Origin of the sequence: Virgisporangium aurantiacum (assembly GCF_016863635.1) — a bacterium.
GTDB lineage: Bacteria > Actinomycetota > Actinomycetes > Mycobacteriales > Micromonosporaceae > Virgisporangium > Virgisporangium aurantiacum.
Genome location: NZ_BOPG01000060.1, coordinates 20899 through 39906, shown reverse-complemented (window position 1 = coordinate 39906; position 19008 = coordinate 20899). Strand labels below are relative to the sequence as shown.

The window sequence follows — 19008 nt, the reverse complement described above, 5'->3', positions numbered from 1 at the left end:
CCCACCTAGAACCGAAGCCGTCAGACAGCTCGGAACCTAGGCCAGGCAACGGCGTGCGCCCCGTCACGACCCGCCGATCACCCACACAAGCGACCGGAGAGCCGGACACCCACACAAGCGACCGGAGAGCCTTGTGCCCGCCCTTTCGCCGGATTCATCCTGATTTCAAGCGAGCACAACTGCAAGATCGGCGGCGGTGGGGGCCGCACGTGATGCCGTTCCCGGTGGCTGGACAGCAGTCGGGGGTGGGGCCGCCCGGCCCCACCCCCGATTGCCGAACCCGGCGACAGGTCAGTGCATCGCCACCGGCACGGCGGCCTCGGCCTCCTGCTCGGGCGTGCGCTGGATCTTCTTCCGCGGCAGGAACAGCGCCGGGATGATGCACGCCAGCACCAGCACCAGCGCCACCATGTACGTCGAGCCGAACGCGTCGGCCAGGGCGGACGGGCCCTGCTGGAGCAGGACGGGCCCGACCTGTTCGGGCGTGGCCTTGCCCTGGGCCACCGCGTACAGGGCGCTCGCCGCCGGGCGGTCCTTGACCTCGTTGGTCAGCACCACCGACATCACCGCCGTGCCGATCGAGCCGCCGGCCTGCTGGACGATGTTCATCAGCGTCGACCCGCGGGCGATGGCGTGGTCGGTGAGGGTGGCCAGGGCGGCCGACATGATCGGCATCATCGTCATGCCCATGCCGAGGCCCATCACGAACAGGCCGCCGAGGAGCTGGACGTATGGTGTGTCGTCGGTGACCTGGGTCAGGTTCGCGATCCCGAGGCTGATCAGCACGATACCGCCGAGCACGAAGCGGCCCGGACCCATCTTGTCGGTGAGCCGACCGGCGACCGGCATGGTGACCATGGCGCCGAGGCCCTGCGGGGCGATGAGCAGACCGGTCTCGAGCGTGCTCACACCGCGAACCTGCAGGAAGTAGCTGGGCAGCAGCAGCATCGAACCCATGAACGCCACGATGAACAGCGACATCGTGATCACCGCGACGGTGAGGTTGCGGTTCTTGAACAGGCGCAGGTCGATGAGCGGGTGGTCCTTGCGGAGCGCGTGCCCGACGAACGCGATCATGAGCACCAGGCCGATCGCGGCCGGGACCAGCACCTTCGGGTCACCCACGGTGCCGGCCTCGGGGATCGACGACACGCCGTAGAGGAACAGCGCGAGGCCGGGCGAGAGCAGCAGCAGGCCGAGGAAGTCGAACGTCTCCCCGGGCTGCGGGTTGTCCTTCGGCAGCACGATCGACGACAGGATGAACGCCACGATGCCGATCGGCAGGTTGATCAGGAAGATCCAGTGCCAGCTCGCCGACTCGATCAGCCAGCCGCCGAGGATCGGGCCACCGATGGGGCCGAGCAGCATCGGGATACCGAGCACGGCCATGACCCGGCCGATCCGCTGCGGGCCGGCCGCGCGGGTCATGATCGTCATGCCGAGCGGCATCAGCATGCCGCCGCCGATGCCCTGCAACGCGCGGAACGCGATGAGCGGGCCGATGTCCCACGCCATGCTGCACAGCACCGAGCCGGCGACGAACAGGGCCAGCGACGTGAGGTACAGGCGCTTGGTGCCGAACCGGTCGGCCGCCCAGCCGGTGACCGGAATCACCGCGGCAAGAGCGAGCGTGTAGGCGGTCATCGTCCACGCGACGGTGGCCGGAGTCGCCTGGAACTCGTTCTGGAACGTGGGCAGCGCGACGCTCACGACCGTGACGTCGAGGATCGACATGATGGCGCCGATCACCACCACGCCCGCCACCTTCAGGACGCCTGCGTCGAGCTTGTCGTCGCCCAGAGGCGCTTTGGCGGGGGTCCCCGCTGAAACGGACATCGGTCGAGCTCCCTTTGGTGTGCGTGGGCCGTGAGGGGAACAGGCACACGGAAGGGCATCATCACGCCCGGAACCTGTGGATCCCCTGAGTGATCATCGGCAATCGCCACCCAGGCTAAGGGAACCGTATGACAGAACTCGCCTGATATGAGTTGCGTCACGGTCGGTAAGCGCTCAGCTGAAGGTTTCGGGTTCTTCCCGCCGCAACGTCCGCTTGATCGCCTCGAAAAACCGCTCGGCGACCAGGGCCAGTTCCGGCTTCGCCTGGGCCGCCGTCCGCCGCGCCACCTCGTCGGGTACCGGCCGCAGCGGCCGGTTGGTCGACATCGCCAGCACCTGCGCGCGGGCCGCCATCTCCAGGTAGTACAGGTCGGCGAACGCCTCCGCCACGGTGTCACCGGCAGTGACGACGCCGTGCCCACCGAGCATCAGCACCGCCTTGTCGCCGAGCGCCTCGACCATCCGCTCCCCCTCGGCCTTGTCGAGGGCGAAGCCGTTGTACTCGTCGTCGTAGGCGATGCGGTCGAGGAACAGCAACGCGTTCTGCTGCACCATCTCCAACCGCACGCCGTCGAGCAGCGACAGCGCGGTCGCGTACGGCATGTGCGTGTGCAGAACCGCCTTCACCTGCGCGGCGTGCATCGGCGCGTGGATGAAGAACGCCGTCGCCTCCACCTCGTGGTCACCCTCGATCACGGTGCCGGAACCGTCGCACAGCACCAGCGACGACGCGGTGACCTCCGACCAGAACAGGCCGTACGGGTTCACCAGGAACCGGTTCCCGGTGCAGACGCCGTCGGCGTCGGGCACCGCCAGCGAGAAGTGGTTGTCGACGCCCTCCTGGAACTCCAGCCGGGCGGCCCAGCGCAGGGCGGCGGCGAGGTCGGCACGCTCGGCCGGATACGAGAGCATTTCCGCAGCCTAGAGCGAGGTCACCAGCACGTCGAGCCGGCCGGGAGCGGGCGCCTCCACCGTGTAGCCCAGGTCGCGGAGGGCGGCCTCCAGCGCCGCGGCGGAACGCGGGGCGGCACCGGCCGACAGCAGGTCACGCACCATGCGTCCCTTCGTCGCCTTGTTGAAGTGCGAGACGACCGTGCGGCGGCCGTCGCGTTCCTGCAGCACGCGCACGGCGACGGTGCGGCCGGCGGGCGGTTGCCACATCGGGACGTACGCCCCCGACCGCAGATCCAGCACCAGCCCCGTCGAATGCAAAGTCTCGCCTAAGGACGGCCGCCAGAAGGCGGTGAGGCCGCCGATGCCGGGTAACGTGCTGGCGATGGAACATTTGTACGAGGGAACCCGGTCCGTCAACCTCAATGCGCCCCACAGCCCGGAGAACACGAGAACCGACCGATTAGCCAGGCGCCGCGCGGCCGGGTCGAGCGTGGCCAGGCCGAGCGCGTCGTAGAGCACGCCCGTGTACAGGGTGGCCACGGGCACGGCCGGCGTCGTGCGCAGGGCGGCGTTCCGGCGGATCTCGTCGTCCTGCGTCGGGCCGAGCCCGAGCACGGCCCGGGGCCGAGCGGGGTCGGGGTCCGCGCAGAGTTCGGCCACCGCGTCCACGATCTTTTCCCGGACGGGCGTGAGCGCGGGCAACGACAGGCGGGAGAAATCAACGGGACGCCCGCGGCGCGGCGTCGCCGCTTTCCCCTCCGACGGAGGCAGGAGGATCAGCACGCAGGAACTGTAGACATCAACGGCCGAGCCGCCACCATCGCCGTGCCGGCATCTCCCCCTGGTGTGCGGCATCGGCGGCCGCCGCGACCGCGGCGCCGTGGGCCAGCACCGTCTCCGGCCGATCGACGGTCACCGCCACCGCGTTCCCGGGTGCCGCGTTCCCGGCTGTCGCACTCCCCGATGCCGCGCTGCCGGATGCCGCGCTCCCCGATGCCGCCAGCGCGGCGGCCAGCCGCGGGACGCGCGTCGTGCCGCCGATGTACAGGATGCCGATCGGGTCCTCGGTGGGGGTCAGCGTCCGCACCAGGTCCCGGGTGACCTCCATCGTCTCGCGGACCACCGGCTCCACGAGACGGTCGACCACCCCACGGGTCAGCTCGACCTCGATGCTCCGGCGGGCCAGCGTGAACCGCGCCGAGGTGGCCGTCGACAGCTGCTCCTTCGCCGTGCGCACGGCGTCCCAGAGCTGGTCTCGCAGGCGGCGGTCCTCGTCCGTGACCGGCTCGCGCATCGACTGCCACACCGGGCCGGTGCCCCCGATGTAGCGGACGATGCCCCGGTCGATGGCGGCGCCGCCGACGTCACGGTGCTCGGCGGCGACCACCTCGAGGCCGAGCGCGCGCCGCACGACGACGGCCACGTCGAACGTCGCGCCGAGGTCGTGCACGACGAGCGCCGCGCCGAACGGCAACGGCCGGCCGAGAACGGAGGTGTAGTACGCGGCGGCCGCCAGCGGTCCCGCGATCACCCGGACCGCGTCGAACCCGGCGGCCCGCGCGGCATCGACGAGCGTGGCCTGCCGAGTGCCGTCCCACCCGTGCGGGTACGTCAGGATCAGCTCGGGTCGGACCTTCCGGCGCAGCCCGGCGCGGACCTCCGCCAGCAGCGCCTCGTGGTCGGGGGTCCGGGGTGTGCGCAGCACGGGCAGGATCCGCACCCGGCCGTCCGGGGTGCGGGCGGCGGCCACCGTGGTGCTGCTGCCGATGTCCACGCCGAGCGTGTGACCGGCGTCGAACTCGGGCATGGGTGCGAGTGTAGGCAGCCGGTCCGCCGTATCCTGCCCGCGTGCAGCCCGACTGGCCGGTCCCCCGGTTCGATGCCCTGTCCACGACGCTCGTCGCCCTGCTCGCGGTGTACCTGTTCGTCGTGGGACCGGTGCTGGGTCACCGGCTGCGGCGCAGGATCCAGGCGGGGCGGGTGCGGCCGGCCCGGTTCTACGCCGAGGCGCTCGTCGAACAGTGGATCAGCGCGGCGGTCGCGCTCACCGTGGTGGCCACGGCCGCCGGCATCGGCCGCGAACACGTGGGACTCGTGGGCAACCGGCCGGGCACCTGGTGGTGGACGGTCTACGCGGTGGTGCTCAGCCTCGCCGTCCTCGGTGCCGGGCTGGTCCTGCGCCGCCGGATCCTGCGGGGTGACGCCGTCCGCCGCCCGCCGGGACTCGACGCGATCCTCCCCCGCAACCCCGCCGAGCGACGCCTCGCGGCGCTGGTCGCCGTGAGCGCCGGTGTCTGCGAGGAGCTCGTGTACCGAGGCCTGCTGCTGGCGGTCGGCGTGGGACTCTTCGGGTTGCACCCGCTGCTCGCCGGCCTGCTGGCGCTGGTGGTGTTCGCCGCGAACCACCTCTACCAGGGCCGCCAGGGAATGCTGTTCGCCGCCGCGATCGGGTTCGCGTGCACCGGCTTCTGCCTCTGGACCGGCAGCCTGATTCCGGCGATCCTCCTGCACGTGGCCATCGACCTCCGTGGCCTCCTCATGCTCCCACCCCGCGAGGACGACCCGCCGCGGGCACCGGCGGCGCCGTTGGTCATCCGCTCCCCCCGCGAGCAGAGTTGACCTGCGCCGGATCCGGTGCACCGCCGCACGTCGCCGTTGGCGTCCTAGGAGGCTAGGCTGGTTGCTCCTGCCGGGCGCGGAGGCGGTCGGCCAGGGAGAGGGCCGACGTGCCCAGGCCGGACGGGTAGCCGACGCGCCGATCCGCCGCCGGCAACGCCCCCGCCGGCACCGGCGGGCGGCGCCACGGCGGATTCCGGGGTGCGTCGCTACTGGGACGGTGGGAGGGGGCGTCGTAGCGGGTGGTGCGTTGGTGCCACAGGACCACGCCGGCGATCCAGTCTCTCAGCTCGTCGACGTAGCCGTCGACGGCGGCGCGGACCGCCCCGTCGAGGGAGCGGTCGTCGTACAGCTGGGGCAGGTCGACCTCGGCCACGCGCTCGAACTGCTGGAGGCGGGCGGTCATCAGCGCCACCGTGTGGGCGGCGGCTTCGGGGATCGGGCAGGCGAGGAAGTGGGAGAACACGAGGACGCCGTTGTTCAGTTCGCCCTCGAACTCGACCTCCTTGCGCACCGACCGGAGGTCGTTCACCAGGCACGCGTAATCGGCGGCCGCATTCTCCAACGACCGCACGGGCCGGCTCGCGAACACCGACGGCGGGATCCGGCGGGAGTGGTGGAGCCGTGACAGGCTCATCGTCAATTCTGACCCGAACGTGCGGCGCCGCATCTCCAGATAGTCCACCGGATCGGGCACGCGGTTCTGCGCCACGTTGGCAAGCTCCCACAACCAGCTGTCGGTCATGTCGAGCACCGCGTTGCGGAACTGTGCCCGCATCGTCGGGGTCATGGTGGACGCGGTGCGCGTCCACAGGTCCAGAAGACCACGCTCGACGGCATTCGTCGGAGTGTCGGCCGTGGAACCGTCCAGTGGCATGAAGGACGGGAGGCGCTTCACGAACACCGACGCGCCGACGAGGTCGCGGGAATGCTGGAACATCAGCGGGAAATAGTCGTCGGCGTAGGTGCCCCAGGTGAGCCAGCCCGTCGACAGGTCAAGCTGCGACGCGGACGCGGACCAGTGGATCGCCGCCGCGCAGAGCGCGAAGTCCATCCCGGCGAGCTTCTCCTCGTCCCATATCGCCGCCAGCATTCCCATCTCCCGCGCCCACCCGATCGCGAAGCGGCGGGCGCCGTCGAGATGCGGGCTCAGCCGTACCGGGAAAGGCTGATAGAGGTCCGGTGGCAGGTCGACCGTCTCAATAGGACGGTACGGAACGTGGGACAGGGACCGGGCGCGCGTGGTGCTCACGGTGCCGGACGGGCCGCTCGACTTCATGTAGCGGCTCGACCGGAGATGCCACTCGTGGCCGCCGGACTGCCAGTCCTGCAAGCCTTGCACGTACTTCAGCACCGACGCGCACTCCGCCGGCGAGAGGCCGTGTTCGATCAGGAGCGGCGCCAACTCCGTCGCCGCGGTGTTCTCGAACTGCTGCAGCCGCGAGGTGAGCAACTCGTTCACGGTGTCGGCGGCGCGCTGCGGCGAGCAGCCGAGGAACCGCTCCACCACGAGCACGCCGTTGTTGCATTCGCCTTCGCGACGCGTCTCGCGTTCGTACGAGAAGATGTCGTTGCGCAGGTGCACCGCGTCGGCGAACGCGTCCTTCAGGACGCGCAACGGCCGGCTCGAAGCCACGGCGGCCGGCACCTCGGCGTTCACCGCGTGCTCCACCAGGTCGGCCGACCACGGCGCGCCGCCGACCTTGCGGCGCATCTCGACGTACTCGATCGGGTTCGCCACCCGGCCGTCGCTGATGTTGCCGAGTTCCCACAGCGACTCGTCGAGCAACGCCGCCGTGCTGTCGAAGAACCGCGCCCGCCACTGCGGCGACCGGAACGGGACGGTTCGCGTCCACAGGTCGAGTAGGCCCCGCTCGACGGCGTTCGTCGGAACCTCAACCGTGGCACCGGAAATCGGCATGAACAGCCGCAACCGGTCCAGGTACCGCTTGGCGCCGGCCGTGTCGCGGCTGCGCTTGAACGTCTCCAGGAAATGGTCGTCGAAGAAGAAGACCCAGACGTACCAGTCCGTCACGAGGTCCAGATCGGGAGCGGACGCGTCGGGGTGCGTGTACGCGCACAGCAGCGCGTAGTCGTGGGCCTCGAGGTCCTCGACGGTCCAGATTCCGGACCCCTCGACCATCTCCATCCCGCGCGCCCACGCGAGCGAATGCGCGCGCGCCTGTTCGAGATGCGGGTTGATCCGGGCCGGGTGCGGCACGTAGAAGTCGGGCAGCCGGTAGGGCGCGGTCACCGTGTTACCTCTCGAAGCGGGGGAAGGGCGAACCGAACCGTCTCCGTCGCCGCGCGGCGTTCGGTGACGGTCACCGGTCCGAGGCCACCGAGCGCGCCGACCAGGTCGTCGACGAGACCCGGCGGAGCGGACGCGCCGGCGGTGAGCCCGACGGTCCGCGTGCCGGCCAGCCACTCCGGCCGCACGTCCGACACGTCGTCGACGAGTTCGGCCCGGGTGCCCTGCCGCGCCGCGAGTTCGGCCAGCCGCCGGGAGTTCGACGAGTTCGCCGAACCGACCACGAGCACCAGGTCGGCGTCGGACGCGATGAGCCGCACCGCGTCCTGCCGGTTCGTGGTGGCGTAGCAGATGTCCTCCTCGGCGGCGCCGCGCGCCTCCGGGAAGCGGGACCGCAGCCGCGACACCACCGCGGCCGTCTCGTCGACGGCCAGCGTGGTCTGCGCCAGGAAGGAGACGCGGGACGCATCGGGCACCGACAACCGGTCGACGTCGTCGGCGGTCGACACGAGCACGGTCGAGGCGGGCGCCTCGCCGAGCGTGCCCTCCACCTCCTCGTGACCGGAGTGTCCGATGAGGACGATCGTGTCGCCGCGCGCCGCCGCCCGCCGCGCCTCCACGTGCACCTTCGCCACCAGCGGGCAGGTCGCGTCGACCACCCGCAACCCCCGACGGTCGGCGAGGGAGCGCACCGCGGGTGAGACGCCGTGCGCGGAGAAGACCACGGTGGACCCGTCGGGCACCTCGTCGAGCTCGTCGACGAACGTCGCGCCGCGCGCGCTCAGGCCGGCGACCACGTGCGTGTTGTGCACGATCTGCTTGCGTACGAACACGGGTCCGTCCACAAGGGAGCGTTCCACGATCTCGATCGCCCGCTCCACACCGGCGCAGAACGACCGCGGCGCGGCGAGCAGCACCGTCCGCGGCGCGGCCACCGCCAACCAGGCCGCCACCGCCGGCGCCGCACCGGTCCCGCGGGCCGCCAGCGCCACGGGTCCGGGCAGCATCGCCGCGACGTCCACATCGGACAGACACAGTGGACGGTGGGCCACCGCGACCCCGGCCCGCGCGAGGCTACCCGCGACCAGCGCCGCCGCCGGCGCGGGCACGCGGCGCCCGCCGAGGTCGAGTTCCGAGGCGACAGTGGCGGCCGTCGCGGCCGTCGCGGCAGCGGCGACCGTTGCCGCCGTCCCCACCGGGATCATCGGTCGCGACGCGTGACGAAGGCCGCCAGCGTCCGCAGGTCCGCCTCGACGCGACCCGGTGCGCCCGCGGCCACGAGGTGGTCGAGCGCCTCGGCGAGCACGGCGTCGGCGGTGTGCTGGCACCACGTCCGCGCGCCGGTCGCCTCGATGAGATCGGCGACGCGCTGCAGGTCCCGTTCGCCGCACGGCTCGACCCGCCGGTACCGCTCGCGCAGTTCCAGTGAAGACGGCGAATCGGCGGCGAGCGCCACCGTCACCGGGAACGACTTCTTGTGGCTGCGCAGGTCGGAATGCGCCGGCTTGCCGGTGACCGCCGGGTCGCCCCAGATGCCGAGCAGATCGTCGACCACCTGGAACGCGACACCGAGCGCGGCGCCGAAGTCGCGCAGGTGCGCCACCCGGAACTCGGCACCGCGCCCGCTGCGGGCACCGAGTTCGCAGGCGCACGCCAGCAGCGCGGCCGTCTTCGCCTCGGCCATCCGCCGGCACTCCCCCGGCCCCACGTCGGCGCGCAGTTCGAACTCCAGGTCGGCGCTCTGCCCGTCCAACAGCTTCTGGACCGCGGCGGAGAGGATGCCGACCGCGGACGGCCCGGAGGCGCTCCACCCGCGCGTGCCCGTGGCGAGCACGTCCATCGCGAGCGACAGCAACGCGTCACCGGCGAGGATCGCGGCGTCGCGGCCGAACACCGTCCACGCGGTGGGCCGGTGCCGGCGGGTCTCGTCGCCGTCCATCACGTCGTCGTGCAGCAGCGAGAAGTTGTGCACGAGTTCGACGGCCGCGGCGGCGGGCATCGCGCTGTCGGCGATGCCACCGACGGCCGCCGACGCCAGCAGCACCAGCGCCGGCCGGATCGCCTTGCCCGCGGCCTGGGCGGGCCGCAGGGCGGAGCTTCGCGGGTCGGCCGTGCCGGCGTCGGCGTCGGCGGGCTCGCCGGCGGCGTCGAACCAGCCCAGGTGGTAGCCGGCGACCCGGCGCATCGAGCCGGGCAGCGAGTCGACCGCGAGCCGCAGCATCGGTTCGACCGCCTCCCGGCTCCACGCCAGTATCTCAGTGGCGGTGCGCGCCTCGGCCACGGTCGTCATCGGTCCACCTCCACGCTGTCGAGGACGCCCAGCGCGTCCGGAACCAGCACGGCGGCCGAGTGGTAGGTGCTGACGAGGTACGAGATGATGCCGCGCTCGTCGAGCCCCATGAACCGCACGTTGAGGCCGGGCTCGTACTCGTCGGGCAGGCCGGTCTGGCGCAGCCCCACCACGCCCTGGTCGTCGGCGCCGGTGCGCATCGCGATGATGCTCGTACAGCCGGTCGCGGAGACCGGGATCTTGTCGCACGGCAGCAGCGGGACGCCGCGCCAGCCGGGCATCGTCTGCCCGTCGACGTCCACCGTGGACGGATACACGCCGCGCCCGGTGCACTCGCGGTTGAACGCGGCGATCGCGCGCGGATGCGCGAGGATGTACCGGGTCTTGCGGCGGCGCGAGAGCAGGTCGTCGAGGTCGTCCGGGGTCGGCGGGCCGGTGCGGGTATGGACGCGCTGGCGCAGGTCGGCGTTGTGCAGCAGGCCGAAGTCGCGGTTGTTGACCAGCTCGTGCTCCTGCCGCTCCCGCAACGCGTGCACGGTCAGCTTCAGCTGGTGCTCGACCTGGTCCATCGGATCGTTGTACAGATCGGCCACCCGCGAGTGGACCCGCAGCACCGTCTGCGCCACCGACAACTCGTACTCGCGCGGCGCCGCCTCGTAGTCGACGTACGTGCCGGGCAGGGCCGGTTCACCGTCGTGACCCGCGGCGAGCGCGATCTCCTTCTCCCCGTGCTTGTTCTGCGGGCGGTTCCGGCCTTCCGCGAGAGTGGCGGCGTGCTCCCGAAGGACAGAAAAGGCGCCGTTCAGCTCGTCGCGGTGCAGCACGAGGACGGTGCACGCGGTCTGCGCGGTGATGGTCGCGTCCCAGGTCGAGACATCCGGAGCAGCCAGGAGGTCGGCGCCGAAGAACTCGCCGTCGCCGAGGACGCCGAGCGTCACCGGGTCGCCGTAGGCGCCCGCCCTCGTGCAGCGCGCCTTGCCGTGCGCGATCAGCACGACGCGGTCGGCGGGCTGGCCCTCGCGGGCGATCGGCTCGCCGGGGCCGAACTCCTGCTGGCGGAACCGGTCGGCGAGCGCCGACAGCACGCCGTCGTCGGCGAAGCCGCGCAGCGCCGGCAGTTCGGTGAGTTCCCGCGGGATCACCCGCACGTCGGCTCCGGTGTTGGTGAACGTCACCCGGCCGTCACCGACCACATAGGACAGTCGGCGGTTGACCCGGTAGACGCCACCCTTGGTCTCCACCCACGGCAGCACCCGCAGCAGCCACCGGGAGGTGATCTCCTGCATCTGCGGCGCGGTCTTGGTGGTGGTGGCGAGGTTCCTCGCCGCGGCGGTGCTGAGGCTCAGCCGCTCGTACTCCAGAACGGCGGTCATGACTCCCGCCCCGTCTCGACGCTCTCCAGCACGGCCAGCGCGTCCGGCACCAGCACGGCGGCCGAGTAGTACGTGCTGACCAGGTACGAGATGATCGCCTGCTCGCTGATCCCCATGAACCGCACGTTGAGGCCGGGCTCGTACTCGTCGGGCAGGCCGGTTCGGTGCAGCCCGACCACACCCTGCCGCTCCTCGCCGGTGCGCATCAGGAGAATCGACGTGGTGCGGGTGTCGGTCACCGGAATCTTGTTGCAGGGGAACAGGGGGACGCCGCGCCACGCCGGCACCTGGTGGCCGCCGACGTCCACAGAGGACGGATACACGCCACGGTGGGTGCACTCCCGGCCGAACGCGGCGATCGCCTTCGGATGGGCGAGGAAGAACGTCGGCTCCTTCCACACCATCGACAGCAGCTCGTCGAGGTCGTCCGGGGTCGGCGGGCCGGTGCGGGTATGGACGCGCTGGCGCAGGTCGGCGTTGTGCAACAGGCCGAAGTCGCGGTTGTTTACCAGCTCGTGCTCCTGCCGCTCCCGCAACGCGTGCACGGTGAGCTTCAGCTGGTGCTCGACCTGGTCCATCGGATCGTTGTACAGATCGGCGACGCGCGAGTGGACCCGCAGCACGGTCTGCGCCACCGACAGCTCGTACTCGCGCGGCGCCGCCTCGTAGTCGACGTACGTGCCGGGCAGGGCCGGCTCACCGTCGTGACCCGCGGCGAGCGCGATCTCCTTCTCCCCGTGCTGGTTGGTGTCCGGACGCGGTGCCTCGCGCATCCGCCGGATGTGCTCGCGGAGCGCGTCCGAGCCGCCGTTCATCTGGTCGAAGGCGTGCCGGGGCAGCATGAGCACGGTGCACGGGGTGAGGGCCCGCGCGGTGAAGTCCCAGGCGGCCTGGCCGTCGGCGAGCACGCCGTCACCGAAGAACTCGCCGTCGGCGAGCACGCCCAGCACGGTCTGGTCGCCGTACGCGCCGGCGCCGAGCTTCTGCACCTTGCCGTGCGCGATGAGGATGACGCGGTCGGCCGCCTGCCCGGCGCGCGCGATGACCTCACCGGCGGCGAACTCCTGCTGCGTGAACCGGTCGGCGAGCGCGCGCAGCGCACCCACGTCCTCGAAACCGCGCAGCAGCGGCAGTTCGCACAGTTCCTCGGGGATGACGCGCACCCGCGCGCCCGCGTTGGTGAACGTGATGCGGCCGTCTCCGACGGTGAACGCGAGCCGTCGGTTGACCCGGTACGCGCCGCCGCCGACCTGCACCCAGGGCAGGAGCTTCAGTAACCACCGGGAGGTGATCTCCTGCATCTGCGGCGCGGTCTTGGTGGTCGTCGCGAGGTTCCTCGCCGCGGCGGTGCTGAGACTCAGGCGGTCGGGGCCCGGGCCCCCCGCGGTCCGGCTCAGCGGCTCCGCTTCGCGTACGGTCACGTGCTTCTCTCCGTCTCAGAAGGTTTTGCCCTTAATTCGGACAAATCGGGCAGGCACGGCAGAAGTTAGCACCTGATCTCCGGCGGCCGGGCGGTTTGCGGTAATCATTGGCCCGTCAGGGTTCCGACCGCGTCGAGGAACACCTCCGCGGTGACGCGCTCGCTGCGCTGGTACGGATACTCCAGTTCGTAGACGGCGTACAGCATGAGCGCCGACATCGCCGACAGGATCGCGACGATCGACAGGTACTCCACGATCCCCTTGACCCCGAACAGCAGCGTGTTGCCCAGCGCGATCACCGCGCCGACGAGCAGCGCCAACCAGACCACCCCGGGAAGGCCGGCGTCGACGGCGGCGAGCCGGGCGTCCCGCGCCTGCCCGAGTTCCCGCAACGTCGTGCGCGCCTCGGCCTGCCGGCCGACACCGGGTTCGCCGGCGGCCACGACGGCATCGACGTCGCGCCACATCTCGTCGAGCACCGCGCCGCCGGCCGGGCCGACCTGCCCGCCCGCCGCCATCCGGGGCCACTCCTCGCGGGCGACGATGTCGACGTACCGTTCCGCCAGCCCGCTCAGCGCGGCGTTCTGCGGACCGGGCAGGGTGGCGGCGTAGCGCCGGACCTCCACCACGGCACGGGCCTCGGCCCGCGCGCTGTCGACGGCCGCGTCGTTGTCCTCCCAGACGCTGAGCGTCACGAACGTCAGCAGGATCGCGTACAGCACACCGACGATCGCGAACGCCACCCCGGCGACGTCGTTGTTCTCCCGCCGATCCGACGTCGGCAGGTACCGGTGCACCTGCGTCGCCGCCCCGATCGCGGCGATCACCGTCACGACGACCACCACGGCACCGGCGAAGATCGTTTCGAAGTTCACGAATTGGTTCCCATCTTGGCGAAAACCGCCTTATTGTCCGGTTCTGCGCGGGAAACTAACAGTGATCGGCGGGCGCACGCCCGGCGTTGCGCGCACGTCCACCCCGGGAGCCGGCGATGAAGAGCCCGACACGGCGCTGGGGAGCGGCGGTCGCGGCGGTGGTCGGTTTTCTGGTGACGGTGCCAGCGGCGAACGCCGTCGACAGCGGGCCGCCCAGCGGGCTGGTCTGGGTGGGACGGGCACCGGACGCGGAGACGTCGACGCTGTACCGGGCCGGCCCCGGCGGGACGGTGCGCCGCCAGGCGCTGCCCTACACCGTCAACGCGATCGGCTGCGACCCCGACGGCACCGTCTACGGGCTGGCCGCCGGCCGCCACGGCGAACGCTTCGACGACGGCCCGCACCCGGTGCGCGTCCGCTCCGACGGAACCGTCGACGACCTGGGCCCGGTCGCCTCGACCGACCGCTACCCGCTGGCGGCGGCGTATGCGGCGGCCGTGCGCTCCGGCCCGGGTTCGGCGCTGACGCTCGTGGTGGCGGCCGGCGCCGCGCTGCGCGAGGTCCGGTTGCGGCCGGGCCCGCCGGCGGTGACCGCCACCCGCCCGTTGCCGGACACCGCGTTCATCGGCGACTGGACCCTCGACGCCCGGGGCGATCTGGTGACGGTGACCGGATCGGGCGGGCGGGCCGCCCTGCTGCGGCTCGGCCGCGCGTCGTTGGCGCCGGTGCGGACGCCGGTGCCCGGGTTGCCGGGAGGCTCGAACTACGGCGGCGCGGCGATGGCCCCGGACGGCACGCTGTACGTGGTGTACCACCGTCCGGCCGCGCGCGGCACGATCTACCGCGTGCCGCGCACGGGCCCGGCCCGCGCGGTGTCGACGGTGGACCCCGCCGAATCGACCGACGCGGCAATGTGCCCGGTCCGGCAGCCTTCGGCGGCTTCCCCTGCGGCGCCTCCCGTGGCTTCCTCTGTGGCGCCTCCGGTGGCATCTTCCGTTGCGCCTTCTGCAGCTTCCCCCGTGGCGCCTTCCGCGGGGGCTACGCATCGGGCGGGTCCGCCGCCGGCGGCCCCCGCGCGCGCCATCCTGGGTGAGCCGCCACCGACCGGCCCGGCGCCCGGCCCCCGGCCGCGAGCGACGACGAGGCCGCGCCACCCCGCACGGGCGGCTGCGCCGGAGCGCGAGCGGCTGGTGACGACGCGGACGATCCCGGTGGTGGGCGCGCTGATCCTCGGCGCGGTCGTGGCGGTCCGCCTGCTCCGCCGGCAGAGATATACCACGCTCGATCAGGCCGCACCGGATCGAGCACCGGCTATCGCAGCTCCGAGACCTTGACACCCCGGTGCCGATGGTGATCGTGGAGGATGATCAGTGTCGGGGGCCTGATCATCCTCCACGATGTGCCGACACTCGCTGGAGGCTAGAGCGCGGCGAGGGCGGCTTCGAGGAAGGCGTCGCGGCGGTCGACGAGCACCGCCCGGGTCAGGTCGGTGCGGCCCTGGCCGTGCAGGGCGCCGACGAACCAGCCCATGTCCGGCGGCGTGCTCAGGGCCGCCACCGCGTCCCAGTAGGGGACGTCGTCGGCGTCGCCGTAGCCCTGGAGGACCTCCCCGGCGGCCTCGACGCCGAAGCAGATCGCGGCGTCGCAGCGGAGCGAGCCGAGGTCGACGCCGGGTGGGCCGACGCCGGCGCAGTCCCAGTCGATGAGGCCGGTGAGGCGGTCGCCGTCCCACAACGCGTTGCCCTGCCACAGGTCGCCGTGTACCAGGCCGGTGAACGGGCCCGGCACCGGCAGGGCGGCGATCCGCTTCTCCGCGTCGGCGAGCAACGGGCGCGCGGACGGTTGCTCGCGCCGCAGCGCGGCGAAGTCGACGCCGGCGATCGGCCTGGTCCGGCGCGGCAACGCGTGGTCGGGCGGACGGACGGCCTGGAGGTCGGCCACCACCGCGCCCAGCGCGCGCAGGCGGGACACGGGTGCGGTGTCGGGAATCCGGCTCGACCCGGGCAGCCGCTCGATGAGCATCGCCGGGCCGTCGACCGGGGCAGAGCCGACCGGGGTGGAGTCGACCGGGGCGGAATCGACCGGGGCGGGGAAGCGCGTGGCGAGCAGGCGCGGCGCGGGCACCCCGGCGCTGGGGTCGGAGACGAGGCGCAGCGCGGTCGCCTCGATGTCGAAGAGTTCCTGGTCGCCGGGTGAGCCGGCGCGGACCACGACGCTGCCGGTGGCGCCGTTCGCGCGGTACGTGACCCGCCACGGCGAGCCGCCGTCGCGCATCCCGCGGACCTCGACCACCTCGGCACCGGGCGCCGCCGTGTCGACGGCCCACTGAAGCAACGCAGCGTCCATCCGCGACACGGTACCGAACGTCGGGTCCGCGACACCGAGCCGACCGGCCCGCCGCACCGAAGACGAGACATGGTGAAGCGATGGATATTGGGTGGACTGATAGCGGCGCTCGGCGTGACCGGTGGCGCCGCCGGATATGCGGTGCTGGGTCCGGAGCGCACGCCGCTGTTCCTGGCCAGTGAGTACGACGAGTCGCCGGTGCTGCGCGCGATCGGGCTCACCGACGACCAGCGGCTGGTCGGGTTCCGCGTCGACAAGCCGTCGGACATCAAGGAGATCGGGCGGATCGCCGGGCTCGCCGGTGACACCCGGCTGGTCGGCATCGACTACCGGGTGCAGGACGGCAAGCTGTACGGCGTCGGCGAGGCGGGCGGCGTCTACCAGGTCGGCAACAACGCCAAGGCGACCAAGGTCAGCCAGTTGACGGTCAAGTTGACCGGCAAGGCGTTCGGCGTCGACTTCAACCCGGTCGCCGACCGGGTGCGGATCATCAGCGACACCGGGCAGAACCTGCGGCACATGATGGCGCAGGGCGGCACGACCGCCACGGACACCGCGCTGACGTACCCGCCGGCGACGACCCCGGGCACCGGCGTGACCGCCGGCGCGTACACCAACAACGATCTCAATCCCGACACCGGCGCCGTGTTGTTCGACCTCGACGTGACGATGGATCAGCTCGCGATGCAGTCGCCGTCGAACTCGGGCCAGTTGGTGCCGGTCGGCAAGCTCGGCATGGACGCCACCGCCGCCGGGTTCGACATCTACTCGATGCTGCGGGGCGACCGCGCCGTCGACGCGTTCGGCTTCGCGACGCTCACCGGGCCGACCGGCCCGTCCGCTATGTACCGGGTGTCGCTGGTGACCGGTAAGGCCAGCAAGATCGGTGACTTCCCGGTGACGGTGACGGACCTGGCGCTGCCGTTGAACCAGTAGGTTAGGACAATCACCTCGACGGGCGATCCCCGGCCAACGCTGATAGACACGAGACGTGAAAATCTGGCCGGGATCGCCCTACCCCCTCGGTGCCACCTACGACGGCGGTGGTACGAACTTCGCGCTCTTCACGGAGGTCGCCGAGCGCGTGGAGCTGTGCCTGTTCGACGCCGACGGCCGCGAGACGCGCGTCGACCTCCCCGAACGGGAGGCGCTGGTGTGGCACGGCTACCTGCCGCGCGTGGTCCCCGGCCAGCGCTACGGGTACCGGGTGCACGGCCGGCACGACCCCGGCGCCGGGCTGCGGTGCAACCCCAACAAGCTTCTGTTGGACCCGTACGCGAAGGCGATCGACGGCACGTTCGAGTGGAACGAGGCGCTGTTCGGCTACCGCTTCGGCGACCCCGACTCGGTGAACGACCTCGACTCGGCGCCGTACACCCCGCGATCGGTCGTGATCAACCCGTTCTTCGACTGGGCCAACGACCAGCCGCTGCGGATCCCGTTCCACCAGACCGTGATCTACGAGACGCACGTCAAGGGCATGACGGTCAACCACCCGCGGATCCCCGAGGACGTGCGGGGAACGTACTCCGGGCTGGCCCACCCGGTGATGATCGACTACCTGAAGCGGGTCGGTGTGACGGCCGTCGAGCTGATGCCGGTGCACCAGTTCGTCCACGACGGAGGGCTGCTCGACAAGGGCCTGACGAACTACTGGGGCTACAACACCATCGGGTTCTTCGCCCCGCACAACGCGTACTCGTCGTTCGCGGGCGAGGGCGGGCAGGTGCAGGAGTTCAAGGCGATGGTGAAGGCCCTGCACCGGGCCGGCATCGAGGTCATCCTCGACGTGGTCTACAACCACACCGCCGAGGGCAACCACCTCGGGCCGACGATGTCGTTCAAGGGTATCGACAATCCCGCCTACTACCGGCTCGTCGACGAGGACAAGCGCTTCTACTACGACACCACCGGCACCGGCAACAGCTTCAACGTGCGCCACCACGAGTCGCTGCGGCTCATCATGGACTCGTTGCGGTACTGGGTCCTCGAGATGCACGTCGACGGGTTCCGCTTCGACCTGGCCGCGTCGCTGGCCCGGGAGTTCCACGAGGTCGACCGGCTGGCCGCGTTCTTCGACCTGGTGAACCAGGACCCGGTGGTGTCGCAGGTGAAACTGATCGCCGAGCCGTGGGACGTCGGCGACGGCGGCTACCAGGTGGGCGGCTTCCCTCCACTGTGGACGGAGTGGAACGGCAAGTACCGCGACACCGTCCGCGACTTCTGGCGGGGCGAGCGGGGCATGCTGGGCGAGTTCGCGTCGCGGTTCGCCGGTTCCTCGGACCTGTACGAGATCGACGGCCGGCGCCCCATCGCGTCCATTAATTTCATCACCGCGCACGACGGCTTCACCCTGCACGATCTCGTGTCGTACAACGAGAAGCACAACGACGCCAACGGCGAGGGCAACCGCGACGGCGAGAGCCACAACCGGTCCTGGAACACCGGCGTCGAGGGGCCGACCGACGACCCCGAGGTGCAGGCACTGCGCGAACGCCGCAAGCGCAGCCTCCTCACCACGCTGCTGCTCTCGCAGGGCGTGCCGATGCTCGCGCACGGCGACGAGCTCGGCCGCACCCAGCGCGGCAACAACAACGTCTACTGCCAGGACAACGAGCTCAGCTGGGTCGACTGGGACGAGGCCCGCGACTACGACAGCCTCACCCACTACGTCGGCCGGCTCACGAAGCTGCGCGCCGACCACCCGCTGTTCCGCCGCCGGCGGTTCTTCGACGGCCGCCCGGCCGGACCCGCCGGGCTCCCCGACATCGGTTGGCTGCGCAACGACGGGCAGCCGATGCGCGGCGAGGACTGGACGAGCGCGGCCACGATCGCGGTGTTCCTCAGCGGATACGGCATCCACGAACGGGACGCCCTCGGCGAGGAGATCCTCGACAACTCGTTCCTGCTGATGTTCAACCCGACGCCGGAGATGGTGACGTTCACCGTGCCGGCCGCGGAGTACGGCGCGCTGTGGGAGGTGGTGGCCGACAGCGCCGACCCGCTGCTCGCCACCCCGGCCCGGCTGAACGGCTCCACGAAACCGAACGGCGGCGTCGAGGTGGAGGGCCACAGCGTGGTCGTCCTCCGGTGTCTGATCGGTTAA

General features: G+C 71.5%; 15 protein-coding genes. 4 read left to right on the top strand and 11 right to left on the bottom strand.

Annotation, left to right across the window (positions count from 1 at the left end; all coding sequences use genetic code 11):
• Positions 1-291 precede the first annotated feature (291 nt).
• The 4 genes from Vau01_RS41675 to Vau01_RS41660 all read right to left on the bottom strand — a co-directional run bounded on the left by Vau01_RS41675 (position 292) and on the right by Vau01_RS41660 (position 4537).
• On the bottom strand, positions 292-1836 hold the full coding sequence (locus tag Vau01_RS41675) for a DHA2 family efflux MFS transporter permease subunit (RefSeq protein WP_204005463.1): 1545 nt from the start codon (positions 1834-1836) through the stop codon (positions 292-294).
• 174 nt (positions 1837-2010) lie between these two features.
• Complete coding sequence (locus Vau01_RS41670) at positions 2011-2748, bottom strand: aldolase (RefSeq protein WP_204005461.1); 738 nt, start codon at positions 2746-2748, stop codon at positions 2011-2013.
• Positions 2749-2757: 9 nt separating this feature from the next.
• A complete protein-coding gene (locus Vau01_RS41665; protein ID WP_204005459.1) occupies positions 2758-3513 on the bottom strand; it encodes a YaaA family protein in 756 nt (251 codons plus the stop codon).
• A gap of 16 nt (positions 3514-3529) precedes the next feature.
• Positions 3530-4537 (bottom strand): Hsp70 family protein, encoded by a 1008-nt coding sequence (locus tag Vau01_RS41660; protein WP_204005457.1) that lies wholly within the window; start codon positions 4535-4537, stop codon positions 3530-3532.
• A 41-nt stretch (positions 4538-4578) separates the two neighbouring features.
• Between Vau01_RS41660 and Vau01_RS41655 the strand changes: the two genes are divergently transcribed.
• Positions 4579-5349, top strand: coding sequence for a CPBP family intramembrane glutamic endopeptidase (locus Vau01_RS41655; protein ID WP_204005455.1), 771 nt, complete (start codon positions 4579-4581; stop codon positions 5347-5349).
• Positions 5350-5401: 52 nt separating this feature from the next.
• On the opposite strand, the gene Vau01_RS41650 is transcribed toward Vau01_RS41655, so the two are convergent.
• From Vau01_RS41650 to Vau01_RS41625, 6 genes are all read right to left on the bottom strand, one after another.
• Positions 5402-7600, bottom strand: a complete 2199-nt coding sequence (locus Vau01_RS41650; RefSeq protein WP_204005453.1) for a terpene synthase family protein — start codon at positions 7598-7600, stop codon at positions 5402-5404.
• Positions 7597-8793, bottom strand: a complete 1197-nt coding sequence (gene ispH / locus Vau01_RS41645) for a 4-hydroxy-3-methylbut-2-enyl diphosphate reductase (protein ID WP_239152280.1) — start codon at positions 8791-8793, stop codon at positions 7597-7599. Before ispH ends, Vau01_RS41650 begins: the two co-directional genes overlap by 4 nt.
• A gap of 5 nt (positions 8794-8798) precedes the next feature.
• Entirely contained in the window at positions 8799-9887 is a 1089-nt protein-coding gene (locus Vau01_RS41640; protein WP_204005451.1) for a polyprenyl synthetase family protein, read from the bottom strand.
• Entirely contained in the window at positions 9884-11260 is a 1377-nt protein-coding gene (locus Vau01_RS41635) for a family 2B encapsulin nanocompartment shell protein (protein WP_204005449.1), read from the bottom strand. Before Vau01_RS41635 ends, Vau01_RS41640 begins: the two co-directional genes overlap by 4 nt.
• Positions 11257-12681 (bottom strand): family 2B encapsulin nanocompartment shell protein, encoded by a 1425-nt coding sequence (locus Vau01_RS41630; RefSeq protein ID WP_239152279.1) that lies wholly within the window; start codon positions 12679-12681, stop codon positions 11257-11259. The genes Vau01_RS41635 and Vau01_RS41630 overlap by 4 nt, the downstream gene beginning before the upstream one ends.
• A 104-nt stretch (positions 12682-12785) precedes the next feature.
• Positions 12786-13556, bottom strand: a complete 771-nt coding sequence (locus Vau01_RS41625; RefSeq protein ID WP_204005447.1) for a bestrophin-like domain — start codon at positions 13554-13556, stop codon at positions 12786-12788.
• Between the two features lie 116 nt (positions 13557-13672).
• On the opposite strand from Vau01_RS41625, the gene Vau01_RS41620 reads away from it, so the two are divergent.
• Positions 13673-14890 carry a DUF6923 family protein gene (locus Vau01_RS41620; RefSeq protein WP_204005446.1) on the top strand — a complete coding sequence of 406 codons (1218 nt, stop codon included), beginning with the start codon at positions 13673-13675 and terminating at the stop codon, positions 14888-14890.
• 85 nt (positions 14891-14975) lie between these two features.
• Here the strand turns inward: Vau01_RS41620 and Vau01_RS41615 are convergent, their stop codons facing one another.
• Positions 14976-15902, bottom strand: a complete 927-nt coding sequence (locus Vau01_RS41615; protein ID WP_204005444.1) for an aminoglycoside phosphotransferase family protein — start codon at positions 15900-15902, stop codon at positions 14976-14978.
• Between the two features lie 72 nt (positions 15903-15974).
• Between Vau01_RS41615 and Vau01_RS41610 the strand changes: the two genes are divergently transcribed.
• Positions 15975-16838 (top strand): DUF4394 domain-containing protein, encoded by an 864-nt coding sequence (locus tag Vau01_RS41610; RefSeq protein ID WP_204005442.1) that lies wholly within the window; start codon positions 15975-15977, stop codon positions 16836-16838.
• Positions 16839-16893: 55 nt separating this feature from the next.
• Positions 16894-19008 (top strand): glycogen debranching protein GlgX, encoded by a 2115-nt coding sequence (gene glgX / locus Vau01_RS41605; RefSeq protein WP_204005440.1) that lies wholly within the window; start codon positions 16894-16896, stop codon positions 19006-19008.